At 62.5% G+C, this 16,347-nt stretch carries 16 protein-coding genes; 12 read left to right on the top strand and 4 right to left on the bottom strand.

Annotated features, from left to right (window positions below):
* Positions 1 to 7: 7 nt before the first annotated feature.
* From ICM05_RS06235 to miaA, 7 genes are all read left to right on the top strand, one after another.
* Positions 8 to 514, top strand: coding sequence for a CinA family protein (locus ICM05_RS06235; protein WP_188023728.1), 507 nt, complete (start codon positions 8 to 10; stop codon positions 512 to 514).
* Positions 515 to 698: 184 nt separating this feature from the next.
* Positions 699 to 1,022: a helix-turn-helix domain-containing protein gene (locus tag ICM05_RS06230; protein WP_188023727.1), complete on the top strand. Its 324-nt coding sequence runs from the start codon at positions 699 to 701 to the stop codon at positions 1,020 to 1,022.
* Between the two features lie 14 nt (positions 1,023 to 1,036).
* Complete coding sequence (locus tag ICM05_RS06225) at positions 1,037 to 1,255, top strand: DUF3046 domain-containing protein (RefSeq protein WP_353055834.1); 219 nt, start codon at positions 1,037 to 1,039, stop codon at positions 1,253 to 1,255.
* A gap of 312 nt (positions 1,256 to 1,567) precedes the next feature.
* Entirely contained in the window at positions 1,568 to 2,698 is a 1,131-nt protein-coding gene (gene recA / locus ICM05_RS06220) for a recombinase RecA (protein WP_188023725.1), read from the top strand.
* Positions 2,699 to 2,703: 5 nt separating this feature from the next.
* Positions 2,704 to 3,657: a regulatory protein RecX gene (locus ICM05_RS06215; protein ID WP_188023724.1), complete on the top strand. Its 954-nt coding sequence runs from the start codon at positions 2,704 to 2,706 to the stop codon at positions 3,655 to 3,657.
* Between the two features lie 24 nt (positions 3,658 to 3,681).
* A complete protein-coding gene (gene miaB / locus ICM05_RS06210) occupies positions 3,682 to 5,241 on the top strand; it encodes a tRNA (N6-isopentenyl adenosine(37)-C2)-methylthiotransferase MiaB (protein WP_188023723.1) in 1,560 nt (519 codons plus the stop codon).
* Between the two features lie 11 nt (positions 5,242 to 5,252).
* Positions 5,253 to 6,173, top strand: a complete 921-nt coding sequence (gene miaA, locus ICM05_RS06205) for a tRNA (adenosine(37)-N6)-dimethylallyltransferase MiaA (RefSeq protein ID WP_188023722.1) — start codon at positions 5,253 to 5,255, stop codon at positions 6,171 to 6,173.
* 11 nt (positions 6,174 to 6,184) lie between these two features.
* Here miaA and ICM05_RS06200 read toward each other — a convergent pair whose 3' ends face one another.
* The 3 genes from ICM05_RS06200 to ICM05_RS06190 form a co-directional block, all read right to left on the bottom strand.
* Positions 6,185 to 7,336 carry a permease prefix domain 1-containing protein gene (locus tag ICM05_RS06200; protein WP_188023721.1) on the bottom strand — a complete coding sequence of 384 codons (1,152 nt, stop codon included), beginning with the start codon at positions 7,334 to 7,336 and terminating at the stop codon, positions 6,185 to 6,187.
* Entirely contained in the window at positions 7,333 to 7,677 is a 345-nt protein-coding gene (locus tag ICM05_RS06195; RefSeq protein WP_188023720.1) for a PadR family transcriptional regulator, read from the bottom strand. Before ICM05_RS06195 ends, ICM05_RS06200 begins: the two co-directional genes overlap by 4 nt.
* Before the next feature lie 232 nt (positions 7,678 to 7,909).
* Positions 7,910 to 8,527: a methyltransferase gene (locus ICM05_RS06190; protein ID WP_188023719.1), complete on the bottom strand. Its 618-nt coding sequence runs from the start codon at positions 8,525 to 8,527 to the stop codon at positions 7,910 to 7,912.
* 83 nt (positions 8,528 to 8,610) lie between these two features.
* Between ICM05_RS06190 and hflX the strand changes: the two genes are divergently transcribed.
* The 4 genes from hflX to ICM05_RS06170 all read left to right on the top strand — a co-directional run bounded on the left by hflX (position 8,611) and on the right by ICM05_RS06170 (position 14,879).
* Positions 8,611 to 10,245, top strand: coding sequence for a GTPase HflX (gene hflX / locus ICM05_RS06185; protein ID WP_188023718.1), 1,635 nt, complete (start codon positions 8,611 to 8,613; stop codon positions 10,243 to 10,245).
* 209 nt (positions 10,246 to 10,454) lie between these two features.
* A complete protein-coding gene (metE, locus tag ICM05_RS06180) occupies positions 10,455 to 12,770 on the top strand; it encodes a 5-methyltetrahydropteroyltriglutamate--homocysteine S-methyltransferase (protein WP_188023717.1) in 2,316 nt (771 codons plus the stop codon).
* A gap of 1 nt (position 12,771) precedes the next feature.
* The gene (locus ICM05_RS06175) at positions 12,772 to 13,968 is read left to right on the top strand and encodes a hypothetical protein (protein WP_188023716.1); all 1,197 of its coding nucleotides are present in this window, start codon (positions 12,772 to 12,774) and stop codon (positions 13,966 to 13,968) included.
* Positions 13,965 to 14,879 carry a methylenetetrahydrofolate reductase gene (locus ICM05_RS06170; protein ID WP_188023715.1) on the top strand — a complete coding sequence of 305 codons (915 nt, stop codon included), beginning with the start codon at positions 13,965 to 13,967 and terminating at the stop codon, positions 14,877 to 14,879. Before ICM05_RS06175 ends, ICM05_RS06170 begins: the two co-directional genes overlap by 4 nt.
* Positions 14,880 to 14,959: 80 nt before the next feature.
* Here ICM05_RS06170 and lexA read toward each other — a convergent pair whose 3' ends face one another.
* On the bottom strand, positions 14,960 to 15,619 hold the full coding sequence (lexA, locus tag ICM05_RS06165; protein ID WP_188023714.1) for a transcriptional repressor LexA: 660 nt from the start codon (positions 15,617 to 15,619) through the stop codon (positions 14,960 to 14,962).
* A gap of 282 nt (positions 15,620 to 15,901) precedes the next feature.
* On the opposite strand from lexA, the gene ICM05_RS06160 reads away from it, so the two are divergent.
* Positions 15,902 to 16,333 carry a LysM peptidoglycan-binding domain-containing protein gene (locus ICM05_RS06160; protein WP_353055833.1) on the top strand — a complete coding sequence of 144 codons (432 nt, stop codon included), beginning with the start codon at positions 15,902 to 15,904 and terminating at the stop codon, positions 16,331 to 16,333.
* Positions 16,334 to 16,347: the final 14 nt, after the last annotated feature.

The following is a 16,347-nucleotide window of genomic DNA, read 5'->3' as shown; positions in this document are numbered from 1 at the left end:
GGTCCCTATGAGCGACACCGCTGCAGTCATTGAACGCTGTGCGGAATTGGGCGTGCGGGTTGCGGTCGCTGAGTCTTTGACCGGCGGGATGCTCTGCGCCACGCTAGTGAGTGTTCCCGGTGCTTCTCGGGTGGTATCAGGGGGAGTAGTCGCCTACGACACTGCCATTAAGGCATCGCTGCTCGGTGTCTCCCAAGCGCGACTCGACGCTTATGGGCCTGTTGATGCTGAAGTGGCAAAGCAAATGGCTGCCGGCGTCCGGCGCGCATGCGCAGTGGCAGGAGTTCCAGCGCAGCTCGGCATCTCGACGACCGGGGTCGCTGGGCCTGATCCGGATCCGCAGACCGGCCAGCCGGTTGGCACCGTGTGGGTGGGGCTGAGCTATGGGGAGATAACGAAGGCAATTTTGCTTGATGTTACGCCCGGGAGTAGACAGCACATTCGTGAAGCAACGGTTCACGCTGCGATCAACGCGATCCAAGAGCTGCTCACAAGTCCCGACTTTTCTTCGTAATTGCTGGGAGAAAACCGAAAACCTGAGTGGAGTTCACTCAGGTTTGGAAAATTTTGGGAATAGATCAAGTAGGGTCGAAGTTGTATTCGATGACCGGCAATTGTGTCGAGGTGAGTGCGAGAATCGCATAAGCCGGATATTCTTACAAAAATGGCCGACGGCCACTGCGAAGGGGAGGTAACCGATGGTACTGATGCGTCAGGAGCTCGGAGACGTTCTGCGTGATTTCCGACAGCAGAAGGGTCGCACCCTGCGTCAGGTTGCGGGCGACGCGAGTGTTGCGCTTGGCTACCTGAGCGAAGTGGAACGCGGTCAGAAGGAAGCTTCGAGTGAGATTCTCGCGGCGGTTGCTGATGCGCTTGATACTCCGCTCTCGGTAATCCTCGGCGAAGTGAGCGAACGACTCGCGCTTGTTGAAGGAATTTCGATGCCGCTTTCGTCGCGCTTCCCGGACACTGTTCCCGATGAACTGGTGACTGACTTCAGCTCGTCGCTCGTCGCTGGCTAGACCACCCGATGCGCATGCGCGCGCTGCGAACCGCGGCCGCAGAAGAGTTTGGCGCTGCCCATGCGGGAGTGCTGTTCCGTGACTACTGGGTCACGAATCTGGCGGGAACGCCAGACGAAGCCCTAGCGCGCGGCGTGGAGCCGCGTGCCGTATGGGTTGCGCTCTGTGAGGAGTTTGACGTCCCGGAGTCACGGCGCCACGGTCGCGGCCTCGCGGATCCGCGTAAAGACTGATTTTCGAACAATGCCCCGTCAGAAATGACGGGGCATTGTTGTGTCCAGGGAGGGGCTGCGGGAGTTTTTGGCGACACGCCAAATCTTTGTTCGAATGTGTGTTCGAAGCTTGTTACTGTCGTTCTCGAAGGTCTGATCGGACAAATATCCACAACTCAACTGCTGAATCTTGAAATGTCAGTGGTTGGTTCTAGATTCTGAAGTGAAGACATTCAAGCCTTGTCGGCCCCACTCTGGGGTAGCGATAGTCGGTAGGCAGCAAATCAGCTGGCACTCACCTGAGTCCAGCCCGAGAACACCAGGAGCATGAACATGGCCGCACCCAAAGATCGTGAAAAAGCACTTGAATCTGCACTCGCGCAGATTGACCGTCAATTTGGTAAGGGCGCGATCATGCGCATGGGCAGCGAAGAGCGCCCTCCCGTAGAAGTCATCCCAACCGGTTCGGTTGCGCTTGACGTCGCGCTCGGAATTGGCGGCCTTCCCCGTGGCCGAATCGTGGAGATCTACGGCCCGGAGTCGTCGGGTAAGACAACGCTCACGCTGCACGCAATTGCCAATGCTCAGAAGCAGGGAGGCATCGCCGCCTTCATCGACGCTGAGCACGCACTCGATCCCGACTACGCACAGAAGCTGGGTGTTGACATTGACGCGCTACTGGTCGCGCAGCCCGACACCGGTGAGCAGGCGCTCGAGATCGCAGACATGCTGATCCGCTCCGGCTCGGTCGATCTCGTTGTCATTGACTCTGTTGCCGCACTTGTGCCGAAGGCCGAGATCGATGGCGAGATGGGTGACAGTCACGTGGGTCTTCAGGCCCGCCTTATGTCGCAGGCGCTCCGTAAGATCACGGGCAGCCTCAATGCGACGAAGACCACCGCAATCTTCATTAACCAGCTTCGTGAGAAGGTCGGCGTCTTCTTCGGCAGTCCGGAGACGACCTCAGGCGGTAAGGCGCTGAAGTTCTACGCCTCGGTTCGCCTCGATATTCGCCGTATCCAGACGCTGAAGGACGGCACCGACGCGGTTGGTAACCGTACTCGTGTGAAGGTCGTCAAGAACAAGATGGCTCCTCCCTTCAAGCAGGCAGAGTTCGACATTCTCTACGGCCACGGCATCTCGCGCGAGGGCTCGCTTATTGACTACGGTGTCGAGCACAACTTCATCAAGAAGAGTGGCGCTTGGTACACCTATGAGGGTGATCAGCTTGGCCAGGGCATGGAGAATGCTCGTCGCTTCCTTATTGAGCACGCTGATGTTGCGCTTGAGATCGAAGAGAAGATTCTCACCAAGCTTGGTGTGAATGGTCGTAAGGAAGAGCCTGCACCCGAGGCGAAGGCGGTTGATGCCGCTCCGGCCGCAGCAGACGCGACGAAGGGTGCCGCAACAAAGGCGCCAGCAGCCGCTGCGAAGACCCCCGCTGCTGCGAAGAAGAGCGCGTAAGTTCCATGGTCGTACGGTTTCTGCCGGTTCCCGATGGGGAACCGGCACCGGCGCGGCCAGACCGCGAAAACTTTGCTGAGGTAGTCGAGCTCCGCGCGCGCTTCAGCTCCAGCTGGGCCACCCCTGCACAGGATGATGATGCTTTCGGAGAATCATCAGTGGAAGACGCGGTTGACGCGCCTTCCATGCTCCAGGCAGGGCGCCTCGTATCGGCAGCTAGCCTGCGCGGTGATGCAAGTTCTCATCCAGCCGCTGAGCGGGAAGACGCAGACAACGGCGTGGTGTCGCTTGCCTCTCATCGGAAGCGTAAGTCTTCCCCTCACGCAGATGCAATGCCAGGGTCAGAGGCGAATGCATCTGTGGCTGCTACACCTGAGCCTGCGGCCCCAAAACGTCAACGTGCTGCAAGTCGTCGTGTTGCTGAGGACGAAACCGAAGACGTTGCAGAAGCGCCACTCAACGACATCGATGAAGACGTGGTCCGCCTCATGGCGAAGAAGGCACGTTCGAGCGGTGAGCTCCAACGAGAACTTGTGCTCCTCGGGCATCTCGAGTTCGACGCTGAAGACGCGGTGGCTCGTGCCGTAGAAGCGCTGTACGTCGATGATGAAGGCCTTGCGCGCGCGGTCTGTACGAAGCTTCGGGACGGCAAAGGCGCGAGTCGTAGCCAGATTCGTCAGAAGCTTCGCGACCGCAAGCTCCCAGACTCGGCGATCGAACTTGTCCTTGATGAGCTTGATGAAGAAGACGAAGACGCGCTGCTACGCGAGACCGCGTTTGAACGTGCCCGCAAGATGGGTTCGCTTGATCGTGCGACTGCAGAGCGACGCCTCCTCGGCTTCCTGGCGCGACGCGGTTGGGGCGGCGAAGCTGCTCGTCGTGCGGTACGTGACGCGCTCGACGGCGGTGTCCAACGCCGTGGTGGGAGTGGACGCTCGGGCGGTGTGCGCTTCCAGTAAGACTCCTCGGTAGAATTGTGAGTTATGACCGCACCAGTTTCTGACCCCGTAACGATCGAGCTGTCTCCGGCCGCGCTCCGCCCTGACGGCAGCGCCCGAAGCTACACCGTTCGAACGCTCGGGTGCCAGATGAACGTGCACGATTCAGAGCGCATGTCTGGCTCGCTCGAAGCAGCTGGATACGTTCCCGCAGAAGACCCGAATCTCGCGGACGTCGTGGTGATTAACACCTGCGCCGTCCGCGAGAACGCGGCGACCAAGCTCTATGGTCAGCTGGGCACACTGAATCGCACCAAACTCGGCCGTCAGGGCATGCAGATTGCCGTCGGCGGTTGCCTGGCGCAGAAAGACCAGAGCGCCATCGTCGAAACCGCACCCTGGGTCGATGTCGTGTTCGGTACCCACAATGTGGGTTCGCTTCCGCAGCTGCTTGAGCGAGCTCGGCACAACGCAGAAGCGCAGGTGGAGATTCTTGAATCCCTCGAACGTTTCCCATCGACGCTCCCCACGAAGCGTGACTCCGCCTCAAGCGGCTGGGTATCGATTTCCGTTGGCTGCAACAACACCTGCACCTTCTGCATCGTTCCCTCGCTCCGCGGGAAAGAGAAGGACCGCCGTCCAGGCGACATCCTTGCCGAGGTGCAGGCGCTCGTGGACGACGGCGCGATCGAGGTCACGCTCCTGGGTCAGAACGTGAACACCTACGGCGTTGAGTTCGGCGACCGGCAGGCATTTAGCAAGCTGCTCCGATCCATGGGGGAGATCGAAGGCCTTGAGCGCGTGCGCTTCACAAGCCCGCACCCGGCCGCGTTCACTGAAGACGTGATTGCCGCGATGGCGGAGACCCATAACGTCATGCCGCAACTGCACATGCCGCTACAGTCGGGGTCCGATACCGTGCTCAAAGCAATGCGACGCTCATACCGCTCGAAGAAGTTCCTTGGAATTCTTGATTCGGTACGCGAACAGATCCCCGGAGCGGCGATCACGACAGACCTCATCGTGGGCTTCCCCGGCGAAACCGAGGAAGATTTCGAAGATACGCTCCGCGTCGTCGAGGCTTCGCGCTTCTCAAACGCGTTCACCTTCCAGTACTCGATTCGCCCAGGTACGCCTGCCGCCGAGATGGAAGACCAGATTCCCAAAGAGATCGTGCAGGCACGTTACGAACGACTCATTGCTTTGCAAGATCGCGTTGCAGAAGAAGAGAACCGCAAACTCATCGGCACGTCCGTCGAGATTCTCGTTTCTGCCGGCGCGAGCCGAAAAGGAGAGGCGACGCACCGCCTCCACGGTCGCTCAGCAGACAACCGTCTCGTGCACTTCTCGGTCCCTGAGGGTGCAGAAACGCCACGTCCCGGAGACATGGTCACTGCGCGTGTGAGCGATGCCGCTCCGTACTTCCTCATCGCAGACGACACCGAAACCTACGCGGTCCGCCGCACTCGTGCCGGCGACGCATGGGACCGCCGGCAGGCTGACAGCTGCGGCGTGCCGGCGACCCCTGGTGCGTCTGCTTCGGCGGCAGGTGCTGCGGTGAATCTCGGTCTGCCGACCCTCCGCGTCGGCGCGCCAACGATGTGAACGAGCCTGAGATGACTGACTCCGCTGCCCCTGAACGCAAGCCCCACCTGTGGGCCGTCGTTGGTGCAACCGGCACGGGTAAAACCGCGCTGTCGCTCGACCTTGCGACCCGCCTCCAAGCTGAGCACGGAGTCGCCGCTGAGATCATCAACGTCGACGCGATGCAGTTCTATCGCGGAATGAACATTGGCACCGCAAAGCTGCCCGAAGCTGAACGACAGGGCATCCCGCACCACCTCTTCGAAGCGCTCGATCCGCGTGAGGAAGCGACCGTTGCCTGGTACCAGCCGACCGCGCGCGCACTCATCGAAGCGATTCACGCGCGCGGCAACGACGCGATTCTGATTGGCGGATCAGGCCTCTACGTTTCGAGCGTCATCTTTGATTTCCAGTTCCCGCCGCGAGATGAGGCGATCCGCGCCCGACTTGAAGCCGAGTGCGAACGGGATGGAATCCCGCCCCTGCTCGCAAGGCTTGCAGCGTTGTCGCCCGAGACGGCCGCGGCGGTGGACGCACGGAATCCGCGTCGAGTAATCCGTGCGCTCGAAGTTGCCGAAATGGGCGGAGACGCGCAGGTGACGTTGCCGACAGCGCCGGTGTACTGGTATCAGCCCACGCGCATCCTCGGCGTACACTGCGAGCGTGCGGAGCTCGTTGAACGGCTTGATCGCCGCGTCGAGCAGATGTGGGCTGACGGTCTCATTGCTGAGGTCGAGGCACTGCTCCCAAACGGCCTCGAAGAGGGGCCGACCGCGAGCCGTGCGATTGGGTATGCGCAGGCGATCGCACAGATTCGCGGGGAGAAAACGCAGGAAGAAGCGATTGCTGAAACGCAGTTCCTTACGCGGCGCTACGCCCGCCGCCAGGTGAGCTGGTTCAAGCGCTACGCCGACGTGACCTGGTTGTCGCCGGGGGAGCCGGCACCGCTGTAGCGCGGCGTAACCTAACGGTTTCGTGCCTTGCGGTAGGCAGTCACCGATCCGATGCCGGCAGCGATTGCGCCGAAGAGAAGTCCGGCAATCGGGAAGATCAGCCAAGAGATGTTCCACGCGTCGCCGATGAAGCTCCACAGCAGGTATGCGATCACAACGAACGGCCAGTAGAAGGACGCGATGACACCGACGATTCCACCGTCTGCCTGCTCGGTGCTCACGAGGTGAGTCGCCACCGGGCTGTGTGCGCTGAGAATCTGCGACACTGATCGAGCCCAAGAAGCCGAAACGAGGGTCGCAATGCCGATGGCGACCATGATCAGGGTGATCGCGACGCCGGCCAGTAGCCAGGCTCCGCGCGAGGGCTCCTGCGTCAGCAGTGCCAGCAGCACCAGTGGGAGTGGGGCGAACACCCAGCACATCACTGCGAGCTGTAGCGCGCGTACGCGGCGCTGTTCATGAGTCTCGGCAACCGCCTCGACCCAGACCGTTACGGAATGGTCGGGGGTGAACTGCAGTTCGCGGATCCGCCGATGCGGGCCCATCGTGCGCGTCACATCGATCATGAAGAACACCCCTACGGCGATGAATACGAACTGCGCAACGAGGCCGACCGCCAGTGCCGTACTTGTCGTGACGGTGTGCGGGGACGCGTTGTGCCACGCAAGCAGCAGAATCACGATCACGGGTGAGGTGACAAACAGGGCAACGGCGCTCGCGAGGCGGCCATTCACCTGGCGTCGTGCGTTCGAGTAGGCCTGTGCTTCTTCGAGGGTGACGGCAGGGTGCGACTGAGACACCCGTGCCGCGGCGAGGGACGCAGACGATGCGGGAGGGGTGGCCGGTGCGGCATAGGCGGCCGGTGCGCCGGATGTAGCCGATGCGCCAGCGGACTGGTCGGTGCCGTGGGGACCTGGGGCAGGCATCGCGTCGGCGCTCGACTGGATCTCGGCGGAGATGCCGAGCGTCGGAGCGATCTCGTCGATGTTGCCGAACTCGGAGATCACGCCTCCGATGGCTTCGTTCTCAGACATGCCGGCCGCGATGAAGCCCTGGTAGGCGTCCTCCATCATGGTGCGCAGCTCTGCTTTTGCCTCAAGAAGCTTGGGCGTCTGCGGGTAGGCGCCGAACATGGTTTCGAGGTAGGCGATGATCGTGTTCATGCTGCGGTTCCTTCGATGAATCGGTCGACGACGGTCTTGGTCTGTTGCCACTCCGCGACCTTTTCGCGGAGATGAGCTTCGCCCTCAGGCGTGATTTTGTAGTAGGTTCGCGCTTTGCCTGTCGCGGACTCGCCTGGATACGAACTCACCAGCGCCGCCTGTTCAAGCCGCTTCACCGCCGTGTAGAGCGTGGTCTGCTTGATGCTGTAGCTGCCAGCGCTCGTTTCGCCGATTCGCTGCACGAGCTCGTAGGCATATGACGGTCCAGAGCGCAGCAGTGAAAGCACCATGAGATCGACATATCCGCGGATCGCGTCAGCACTAATGAGCTGCTGGTTCATCGCGCCTCCTTATCTTCATTGCACTCACCGTACTACGACAGTCGTAGTACGTCAAGCGTGTGTGGCTCGCGAGATCTCGCGAGGCCTTCGCCAACCCCGCCAACCCCGCCAACCCTTCCCGCTGCGCGAAAAGGGCCCCTTCTCCCGAAGCGGATCGTTTCTTGCGTCAGAAACGAGCGTTTTCGAGAGAAGGGGCCCTTTTCGAGGGTTTGAGGGCTAGGAAGACAGGAACCTAGTCGCGCAGTGCCTCAATGATGTGGAAGCCCTTGCTTCGCGCGATGCGCTCAACGCTCAGGTCCGAGAACGAAGCGTCAATCCACTTTTGCAGTGAGTCTGCGCCGAGGTGCTTCGCGACGACAAGGTAGGCCGATCCGCCTGGCATGAGTCGGGGGAGCCACGTCGACAGAATCTCGTGCAGCACTTCTTTGCCCACGCGAATCGGCGGGTTTGAACGGATCTGTGCAAACTGCAGATCAGCAGGTGCCTCTTCTGGCGCGGCCACATGCACGTTGGTGAGGCCGAGTCGGGCTGCATTGGCGGCAGTGAGCTCGCGCGAGCGCGCATTGACATCGACGGCCCAGACGGGGATCGAAGGGTTTTCAAGTGCGGCATCGAGTGCGATGGGACCCCAACCGCACCCAATGTCGAGAATCGGGCCAGCGTCGCCGACGCCGTTGGCCTCAACGTCGATGAGGGTATCGAGCAAGATCTCCGTACCGCGGTCGAGGTGCTCGGGGCTGAAGACGCCACCGGCCGTTGACACGGTGCGCGGCTCGCCCGCAAGGACGACCTCGATGTCGCGCAGGCGCATCTCGCCGGCGGGGGTTTCGGAGAAGTAGTGCTGATTCACCCCTCAAGTATCTCAGGACAGGCGTGCGCTTGCGGTGAACAGGGCTGTCAGATCGCCCGCGCGCGGCGTAGACTGGAGGCCAGATGACGAAGAACAACGATTTCGATGCGCCCGAGTTTGACGAGTTCGAAGATGAGTTCGGCAGCGATGCGGCCGCAGACGACACCGGTTTTGATGCGGCGGATCCGCTCGCGCGCCTGCTTGCCCGCGCAGATCGCGAGCAGGCCCATGTGACCCGCGACCTTGGCGAGGAACCGCTGCGCCGTTTTGGCAGCGGCCAGGCTCAGGCGCTTGGCGATGATGCGCACGATGCTGAGCATGACGTGTACGACTCAATTCGCATGGAGCGTGATGACCGTGCGGCGCTCACGCGTATCTCTGGTCTCTCGACTGAGCTTGAGGATGTCACCGAGGTTGAGTACCGCCAGCTCCGCCTGGAGAATGTCATTCTCATTGGCATTTACTCGTCAAAGAGCTCGGAGGACGCGGAGAACTCGCTCCGCGAGCTCGCCGCGCTCGCGGAGACCGCCGGCGCAAACGTGCTTGACGGACTGCTGCAGCGCCGCCCGAACCCTGACCCCGCGACGTATCTCGGCAAGGGCAAGGCTCGCGAGCTGGCTGACTTGGTTGCCGCAACCGGCGCCGACACCGTTATCGCAGACACCGAACTCGCACCGAGCCAGCGCCGTGCGCTCGAGGACGTCGTCAAGGTGAAGGTCATTGACCGCACCACGGTGATTCTTGACATTTTCAGCCAGCATGCAAAGAGCCGTGAGGGCAAGGCGCAGGTTGAGCTTGCGCAGCTCGAATACCTCATGCCCCGCCTGCGTGGCTGGGGTGAATCGATGTCGCGCCAGGCTGGCGGTCAGGTCGGTGCCGGTGGCGCTGGCGGCGCGGGTATGGGCTCGCGTGGTCCCGGCGAGACGAAGATTGAGCTTGACCGCCGCCGGATTCGCACCCGCATGGCCAAGCTGCGTAAGCAGATCGCCGGTTTCGCGCCAGCGCGTGAGGCGAAGCGCGCGAACCGCAAGCGTGGCGAGGTACCGTCGGTCGCGATCGCTGGCTACACGAACGCTGGCAAGTCGAGCCTGGTCAACCGCCTGACCTCGACCCAGGAACTCGTGCAGAATCAGCTGTTTGCGACCCTGGATACGGCGGTGCGCGGATCGGAAACCACCGATGGTCGTACGTTCACGTACACCGATACCGTTGGCTTCGTACGAAACCTGCCGCATCAGCTCGTTGAGGCATTCCGCTCAACGTTTGAAGAGGTTGCAGACGCAGACGTGATTCTCCACGTCGTCGACGGTTCGCACCCTGACCCCGAAGCGCAGCTGAAGACCGTGCGCGATGTCATCGCAGAGGTGGACGCGCAGGACGTGACGGAGATTGTTGCCTTTAATAAGGCGGATCTCTTCGACGATGCGCAGCGCATGCTGCTCCACGGTCTGGTGCCCGATGCGGTATTTGTGTCGGCGCGCACCGGTGAAGGGCTTGAGGAACTCAAGTCTCGCGTGTATGCCGCGCTCCCGGTTTCTGACCGCGAGGTCATGGTCGTGGTGCCCTACGACCGTGGTGATCTGGTGGCTGAGATGCATGAGCGCAACCGCGTGCTTGAGACGGAGTATGTCGAGACTGGCACGCAGGTCCGCGCGCTCGTCAGCGATGAGATGTACTCGAAGCTCGAGCCGTACCTGGTTGAGGAAGTCTCGCTGTAGGGAGTATTCGGCCAGTGCCGACCCCATAAGCAGTCCGCAATAACCCCGTCACTCATAAGGCGGGGTTATTGCATAAGTTCACGTTATTCATATAACGAAATATTCGTGCGTCGTGTGACACCCCGAAGTTAGCGTGTAAGCGTTCCACGGGGAGGGCCTCGCGATGCAGCGGCGGTCCAATCCTTGAGTTCTACTTAAAGGAAGTCACCATGACTGCACACGCACTGCCCACCGCCACCATCCTCGGCTACCCCCGCATCGGCCGCGACCGCGAACTCAAGCGCGCTGTTGAGTCGTTCTGGAAGGGCGACATCGACCAGGCTGAGCTCCGCACCCGCGCGGCGGCCCTCCGCGCAACGACCCGCGCACGCCTGGTCGAGCTCGGTCTCCCCGCAACCGGCGGCGCTGTCCCCGAGAGCTTCAGCTTCTACGATCAGGTGCTCGACGCGACCCTCGCGCTGGGTGCTGTGCCTGCCCGCTTCGGCGCGATCGAGGGCAACGACCTCGACGTGTACTTCACCCTCGCTCGTGGTAACGCCGAGCACCAGCCGCTCGAGATGACCAAGTGGTTCGACACCAACTACCATTTCTCAGTCCCCGAGATCTCAGAGCACACCGCGTTTGCGGCGCACCCCGCTGCACTCGTCGAGCAGGTTCGCGAAGCACAGGAGCAGGGCATCGAAACCCGCCCTGTCCTCGTCGGCCCGGTTACTTACCTCCTCCTCGCGAAGGCCGCAGATGACGCGGCTGCAGGCTTCAACCCGGTCAGCCGCCTCGCTGACGTCGTCGCTGTCTACGCTGAGCTGCTTGAGGCGCTCGCCGCAGCCGGTGCGACCTGGGTGCAGTTCGATGAGCCTGCACTCGTCTCCGACTCGGTTCCCGGCGACCGCGCGGCAACCCTCGCACTCATCGAGCAGGCGTACGCGCAGCTTGGCGCAGTGGCGAACCGTCCGAGCATCCTCCTCACGACCCCCTACGGCAACGCGGCTGACGCGCTCGTTGCACTGGGCAAGCTCCCCGTCGAGGCAGTCCACGCTGACCTCGTCCGCGGATCCCTTCCCACCGCCGCACTCGCTGACGGCTCGTTCGCATCGGCGTTCGAGGGCAAGCAGTTCGTTGCCGGCGTCGTCGACGGCCGCAACATCTGGCGCACCGATCTTCGCGCAGCATTCGAGAAGGCTGAGACCGTGCAGCGCGCTGGCGTGAACACCGTCATCGGTACCTCGAACAACCTCCAGCACGTCCCGCACGACGTTGCCGCTGAGTCGAAGCTCGATGCACGCCTGAAGTCGTGGCTCGCATTCGCTGACCAGAAGGTCGAGCAGGTCGTTGTGCTCGCGAAGGGGCTCACCGATGGCGCAGCCGCAATCGAGGCTGAGCTTGCAGAGGTCGACCGCGTGCTCGCTGACCGCGCCTCGGCACCTGGTGTTCGTGTTGACGCGATTCGCGCCCGTACCGGTGCAGTCACCGCAGCAGACCGCGATCGCGCGTCGGAAGAAGATCGTCGTGCGGCGCAGCTCGCACTCGGCATCCCCGAGCTCGCAACGACCACGATCGGTTCGTTCCCGCAGACTACCGAGATTCGCAAGGCACGCGCATCGTTCAACCGCGGCGAGATCGATGGCGCTGCGTACGACGAGTTCCTGCGCGCTGAGATCGGCTCGGTCGTGAAGCTCCAGGAAGAGATTGGCCTGGACGTGCTCGTGCACGGCGAGGCTGAGCGCAACGACATGGTCCAGTACTTCGCTGAGAACCTCGACGGTTTCTCGGTGACTGAGAACGGCTGGGTACAGTCGTACGGCACCCGCGCGACCCGCCCCTCGATCCTCTGGGGTGACGTGTCACGTCCCGCACCCATCACCGTCGCATGGAGCAGCTACGCGCAGTCGCTCACCGATCACTTCGTGAAGGGCATGCTCACGGGTCCCGTGACGATCCTCGCGTGGTCGTTCGTGCGTGACGATCAGCCGCTCGCAGACACCGCGAACCAGGTTGCGCTCTCGCTGCGCGACGAGATCGACGACCTCGTTGCCGCCGGCATCAAGATTGTCCAGGTCGATGAGCCCGCACTGCGCGAGCTGCTTCCTTTGGACGCGGATCGCCAGGCTGCGTACCTTGACTGGTCGGTGGGCTCGTTCCGCCTGGCGACCGCTGGTGCGGCTCCCGAGGTGCAGATCCACACGCACCTCTGCTACTCGGAGTTCGGTGAGATCATCGACGCCGTTGACGGTCTCGACGCAGACGTCACCTCGATCGAGGCCGCGCGCAGCCGCATGGACGTCGTCGTGCCGCTCGGTGACCACGGCTACAGCCGCGGCATCGGCCCCGGTGTCTACGACATCCACTCGCCGCGCGTGCCGAGCATCGAGGAGCAGACCGAGCTCATCCGAATCGCTGCCGAGCACATCCCCGGCAAGCAGCTCTGGGTGAACCCCGACTGTGGCCTGAAGACCCGCGGTTACGATGAGACCGTTGCCAGCCTGAGCAACCTCGTCGCAGCTGCGAAGGCAGTGCGCGGAGCCTAAAATGAGCACCACCGATATTCCGGCCGGGGCAGTGGTTACCGCTGCCCCGGCCGGGCGTCCCTGGGAGGCGGGGACGCTCCCGACCGAACAGGTGGGCTCGTTGCCTCGCCCCGCGGCGCTCCAAGCTGCCGTCCTCGATCTCGAGATCGGTGTGCTTGCGCGCGATGAATTTGCGCGGATCCAAGACGCCGCAGTCCGAGACACCCTCGACCGGCTCATCGCGACGGGCTCGCCCATCGTGAGCGATGGCGAACAGCGTCGGCAGAGCTTTGCGAGCTACCCGCTCGGCGCGGACGATCTGGATGAGGGTCCGGTGTTTGCCGTGTTTGCAGATGGTCACCACCGCGTGGTGCCGTCGATTTCGGCGCCGCCGTTCCGATTCCAGGGGTGGGCCGCAGACGACGTGTCGGCGATCCGCCCTCTCACTGACCTGCCCCTGAAGCAGGCCGTGATCTCGCCGTCGATGCTCTCCCTCATGGTGCCGGCTGAGCAGGCGGGCAGTTCGGTTCGTGCGGAACTCATTGAGGACATCGTGGCTGGCTGTGCCGAAGATATTCAGCGCTGTTTTGTCGCTGGTGCGAGCCGGGTGTCGATCGACTTCACCGAGGGGCGCCTCGCGCTCCGCCAGGATCTCCGCGCGCCGTGGGCCGGCCCCGCAGCGCTCGGCGGATTTATCGAACTCATGAATGCCGTGCTTGACCGTCTCACGCCGGAACAGCGTGCGGCAACGGGGGTGCACACCTGCCCCGGAAATGCGAACGATTCAGCGCACAGCGCCGACATCGACTACGCGGCACTCATTCCCGAGCTGTTCCAGATTGAGGCGGGCTACTTCCTCATGCAAGCGGCGAGCGAGAAGGATCCGGGTCGCGTTGCGCGCCTCGTCGGTCGCGAACTCACCGCGCTCGCAGGCGCCGGTCGTGAGCAGCCGCGCGTACTGCTCGGTGTGACCGACCCGACGAGTCCGCGCCTGGAGACCGCGGAGCACGTGCGCGACCAGCTCGTGAACGCTGCCCGGTTCATTCCTGCCGAACTCCTCGGTTCCACCGATGACTGTGGCTTCTCGCCGTACCTCATCGATGAAAAGCCCCGTCACGGTTCGCCTGATTACGCCCGTGACGTCGCATTCGCCAAGATTGCTGCCCGCGTGCGCGGGACGCAGCTGGCGAGTGACCACCTGTCGGGAGGCACACAATGACCGTGCATCACACGACCCTGCTGACGGGATCCGCGCCCACCCAAACGCGGTTCTCGTTCGAGGTCTTCCCTGCGCGCACGGGAGCGGCAGCGCTCGCGCTCGGGCATGCGGTGCAGCACCTCGCAGCAGCGAATCCGGACTTCGTCTCCGTCACGTACGGTGCGAACGGATCGCACCGAGATGAGTCTGTTGACTTGCTGAAGTACCTCCGTACCCACACGGACGTGCTGCCCCTGGCTCATCTCACGACGGTTCGCGAGAACCGTGATTCGCTGCTGAAGATCATTCACGACCTCATGGATGCCGGCATTCATGACTTCTTGGCGCTGCGTGGGGATCCGCCGCGTGGGATGACGGAGGAGTCACCCGAGGTCGCTGGTTCGCTGTCGGCGCGCGACCTCGTGGAGCTTGCTGCTGAGGCACGTGCTGCGCGGCCCGCGTTCACGAGCGTCGGTCGTACCGCGGTTGCGGTGTACCCGAACGGGCATCCGCAGTCGCGTGGGCGCAACGCCGACATCGAATGGCTGCTCGCGAAGCAGGAGTCTGGAGCGTCGCTCGGCATCACCCAGCTGTTCTTCCACGCGGAGGAATACCTGAGCTTCGTCGCCGACGCCCGCGCGCAGGGGCTGAAGTTGCCGGTCTTGCCCGGGTTGATGCCGGTATCGACGAGCGCCCAGCTGCGCAAGGTTGCCGAGCTCGCTGGGCAGCCCGCGCCTGCAGCGCTTGAGCAGGCGATGCAGGATGCTGGCGGCTTCGCACCCGAACTGGGCGTGGAGCACACGGTCGAACTCGCACGTGAACTCATTGCTGGTGGCGCACCGTCAATTCACCTGTATACGTTCAACCGCCACGAGCAGGTGCTCACGGTGCTGCGCGAGCTTGGTCTGCTCGTGCGGGATCCGCTCGCCTAGATCGCAACGAAAAAGCGCGACGCTGCTGATGCAGTGTCGCGCTTTTTGTTGTTGTGGCGTGCGGGCTTGTGTTTGGCGGATCAGACCGAACGGAAAACGGAAACCACCTTGCCGAGCACCTCAGCGTGATCGCCAAGGATTGGCTCGAACGCGCTGTTGCGGGGGAGTAGCCACGTGTGGCCGTCACGGCGGCGGAAGACCTTCACTGTCGCTTCGCCGTCGAGCATCGCCGCGACCATATCGCCGTTCTCTGCCTCGCGCTGCTGGCGGACGACAACGAAGTCGCCGTCGCAGATCGCGGCATCAATCATGGAGTCGCCCACGACCTTCAGCATGAACAGGTTGCCGTCACCCACGAGCTGGCGGGGGAGGGGGAAGACTTCTTCGACCTGCTGGTCGGCAGTAATTGGGACACCCGCCGCAATCTGACCCACGAGGGGGACAAAGCTCGTCTCAGCGACCTCGGTCTGCTGGCCGTCGCCAATTGCGCCTCGCGTTTCAGCGAGCTCGATGAGGATCTCGAGTGCGCGGGGACGGTTGGGGTCGCGACGAATGTAGCCTGCGACCTCGAGGCGGCTGAGCTGGTGCGTCACACTCGAAAGCGAGGAGAGACCGACAGCGTCGCCAATCTCACGCATGCTCGGCGGATAACCGCGGCTCTCCACCGAACGGCAAATGAACTCGAGGATGGCACGCTGCTTCTCCGTGAGGGGCTTCGTGCGTGCTGTGCCGTCGACCATTGTGCTTCCGTTCGTAACCACCTTTTCCTTGCATTCACTGCGCTCTGGCGAGCAAATCTTGGAATGTCAGTGGTCGGTGTTTGGGTGGGGGTGTTGTTTCGAAACCCTAACTCCCAAATACATATCTGACAAACATGTGTTCGAGTGTCGTTTGAAAGATGTCGAAAACGAGAGTTGTGAAATCGAAGCTTCGAAGATATATTCGAAAGAGATGTTCGAACGCGCTTCGTGAAGATTCGAAAAGAGGCGCTCCTGAACTCCCGATTTTTGGAGGAAGAGCTCGTGACTACCAACACCATGACTCCCGCAGTGACGTTCATGAATGAGCAGTTCGACGCAATGCAGCGTCTGGCTCCGGCCGCAGTGGTTGCGCAGCGCGCAAACGCACGTGGTTCGATGAAGATTCGCCTGACGCGACGCGGTCGCGTCGTATTCGGTGTGCTCGGCACCATGCTGTTCGCGGTCGCGCTTGCGGTTGCCGCGCTGATGTCGGCCCCGAGTGCGCAGGCAACGCTCGCAAATAGCGAGCAGGAGTTCACCTATGTGGTGGCTGCCCCCGGTGCTTCACTCTGGTCGATTGCCGAAAAGGTTGACCCGACCGCTGACCCCCGCGACCTTGTCGCAGAGATCGCTCGTCTGAACCAGCTCCCCACCGCCGACATCCAGGTCGGTGACGAGATCGCGATCCCGCTTCGTTACAGCGCTGGTGAATAGTACTCAGTTCTCGT

It is taken from the genome of Leucobacter sp. cx-42 (assembly GCF_014529985.1).
Classification (GTDB): domain Bacteria; phylum Actinomycetota; class Actinomycetes; order Actinomycetales; family Microbacteriaceae; genus Leucobacter.
This window is presented reverse-complemented; position numbering and strand designations above follow the sequence as displayed.

Excerpts from the sequence above, each read along its gene's own strand:
- ICM05_RS06235 (WP_188023728.1), top strand. The coding sequence starts at position 8 with ATGAGCGACACCGCTGCAGTCATTGAACGCTGTGCGGAATTGGGCGTG.
- ICM05_RS06230 (WP_188023727.1), top strand. The coding sequence starts at position 699 with ATGGTACTGATGCGTCAGGAGCTCGGAGACGTTCTGCGTGATTTCCGA.
- ICM05_RS06225 (WP_353055834.1), top strand. The coding sequence starts at position 1,037 with ATGCGCGCGCTGCGAACCGCGGCCGCAGAAGAGTTTGGCGCTGCCCAT.
- recA (WP_188023725.1), top strand. The coding sequence starts at position 1,568 with ATGGCCGCACCCAAAGATCGTGAAAAAGCACTTGAATCTGCACTCGCG.
- ICM05_RS06215 (WP_188023724.1), top strand. The coding sequence starts at position 2,704 with ATGGTCGTACGGTTTCTGCCGGTTCCCGATGGGGAACCGGCACCGGCG.
- miaB (WP_188023723.1), top strand. The coding sequence starts at position 3,682 with ATGACCGCACCAGTTTCTGACCCCGTAACGATCGAGCTGTCTCCGGCC.
- miaA (WP_188023722.1), top strand. The coding sequence starts at position 5,253 with ATGACTGACTCCGCTGCCCCTGAACGCAAGCCCCACCTGTGGGCCGTC.
- ICM05_RS06200 (WP_188023721.1), bottom strand. The coding sequence starts at position 7,336 with ATGAACACGATCATCGCCTACCTCGAAACCATGTTCGGCGCCTACCCG.
- ICM05_RS06195 (WP_188023720.1), bottom strand. The coding sequence starts at position 7,677 with ATGAACCAGCAGCTCATTAGTGCTGACGCGATCCGCGGATATGTCGAT.
- hflX (WP_188023718.1), top strand. The coding sequence starts at position 8,611 with ATGACGAAGAACAACGATTTCGATGCGCCCGAGTTTGACGAGTTCGAA.
- metE (WP_188023717.1), top strand. The coding sequence starts at position 10,455 with ATGACTGCACACGCACTGCCCACCGCCACCATCCTCGGCTACCCCCGC.
- ICM05_RS06175 (WP_188023716.1), top strand. The coding sequence starts at position 12,772 with ATGAGCACCACCGATATTCCGGCCGGGGCAGTGGTTACCGCTGCCCCG.
- ICM05_RS06170 (WP_188023715.1), top strand. The coding sequence starts at position 13,965 with ATGACCGTGCATCACACGACCCTGCTGACGGGATCCGCGCCCACCCAA.
- lexA (WP_188023714.1), bottom strand. The coding sequence starts at position 15,619 with ATGGTCGACGGCACAGCACGCACGAAGCCCCTCACGGAGAAGCAGCGT.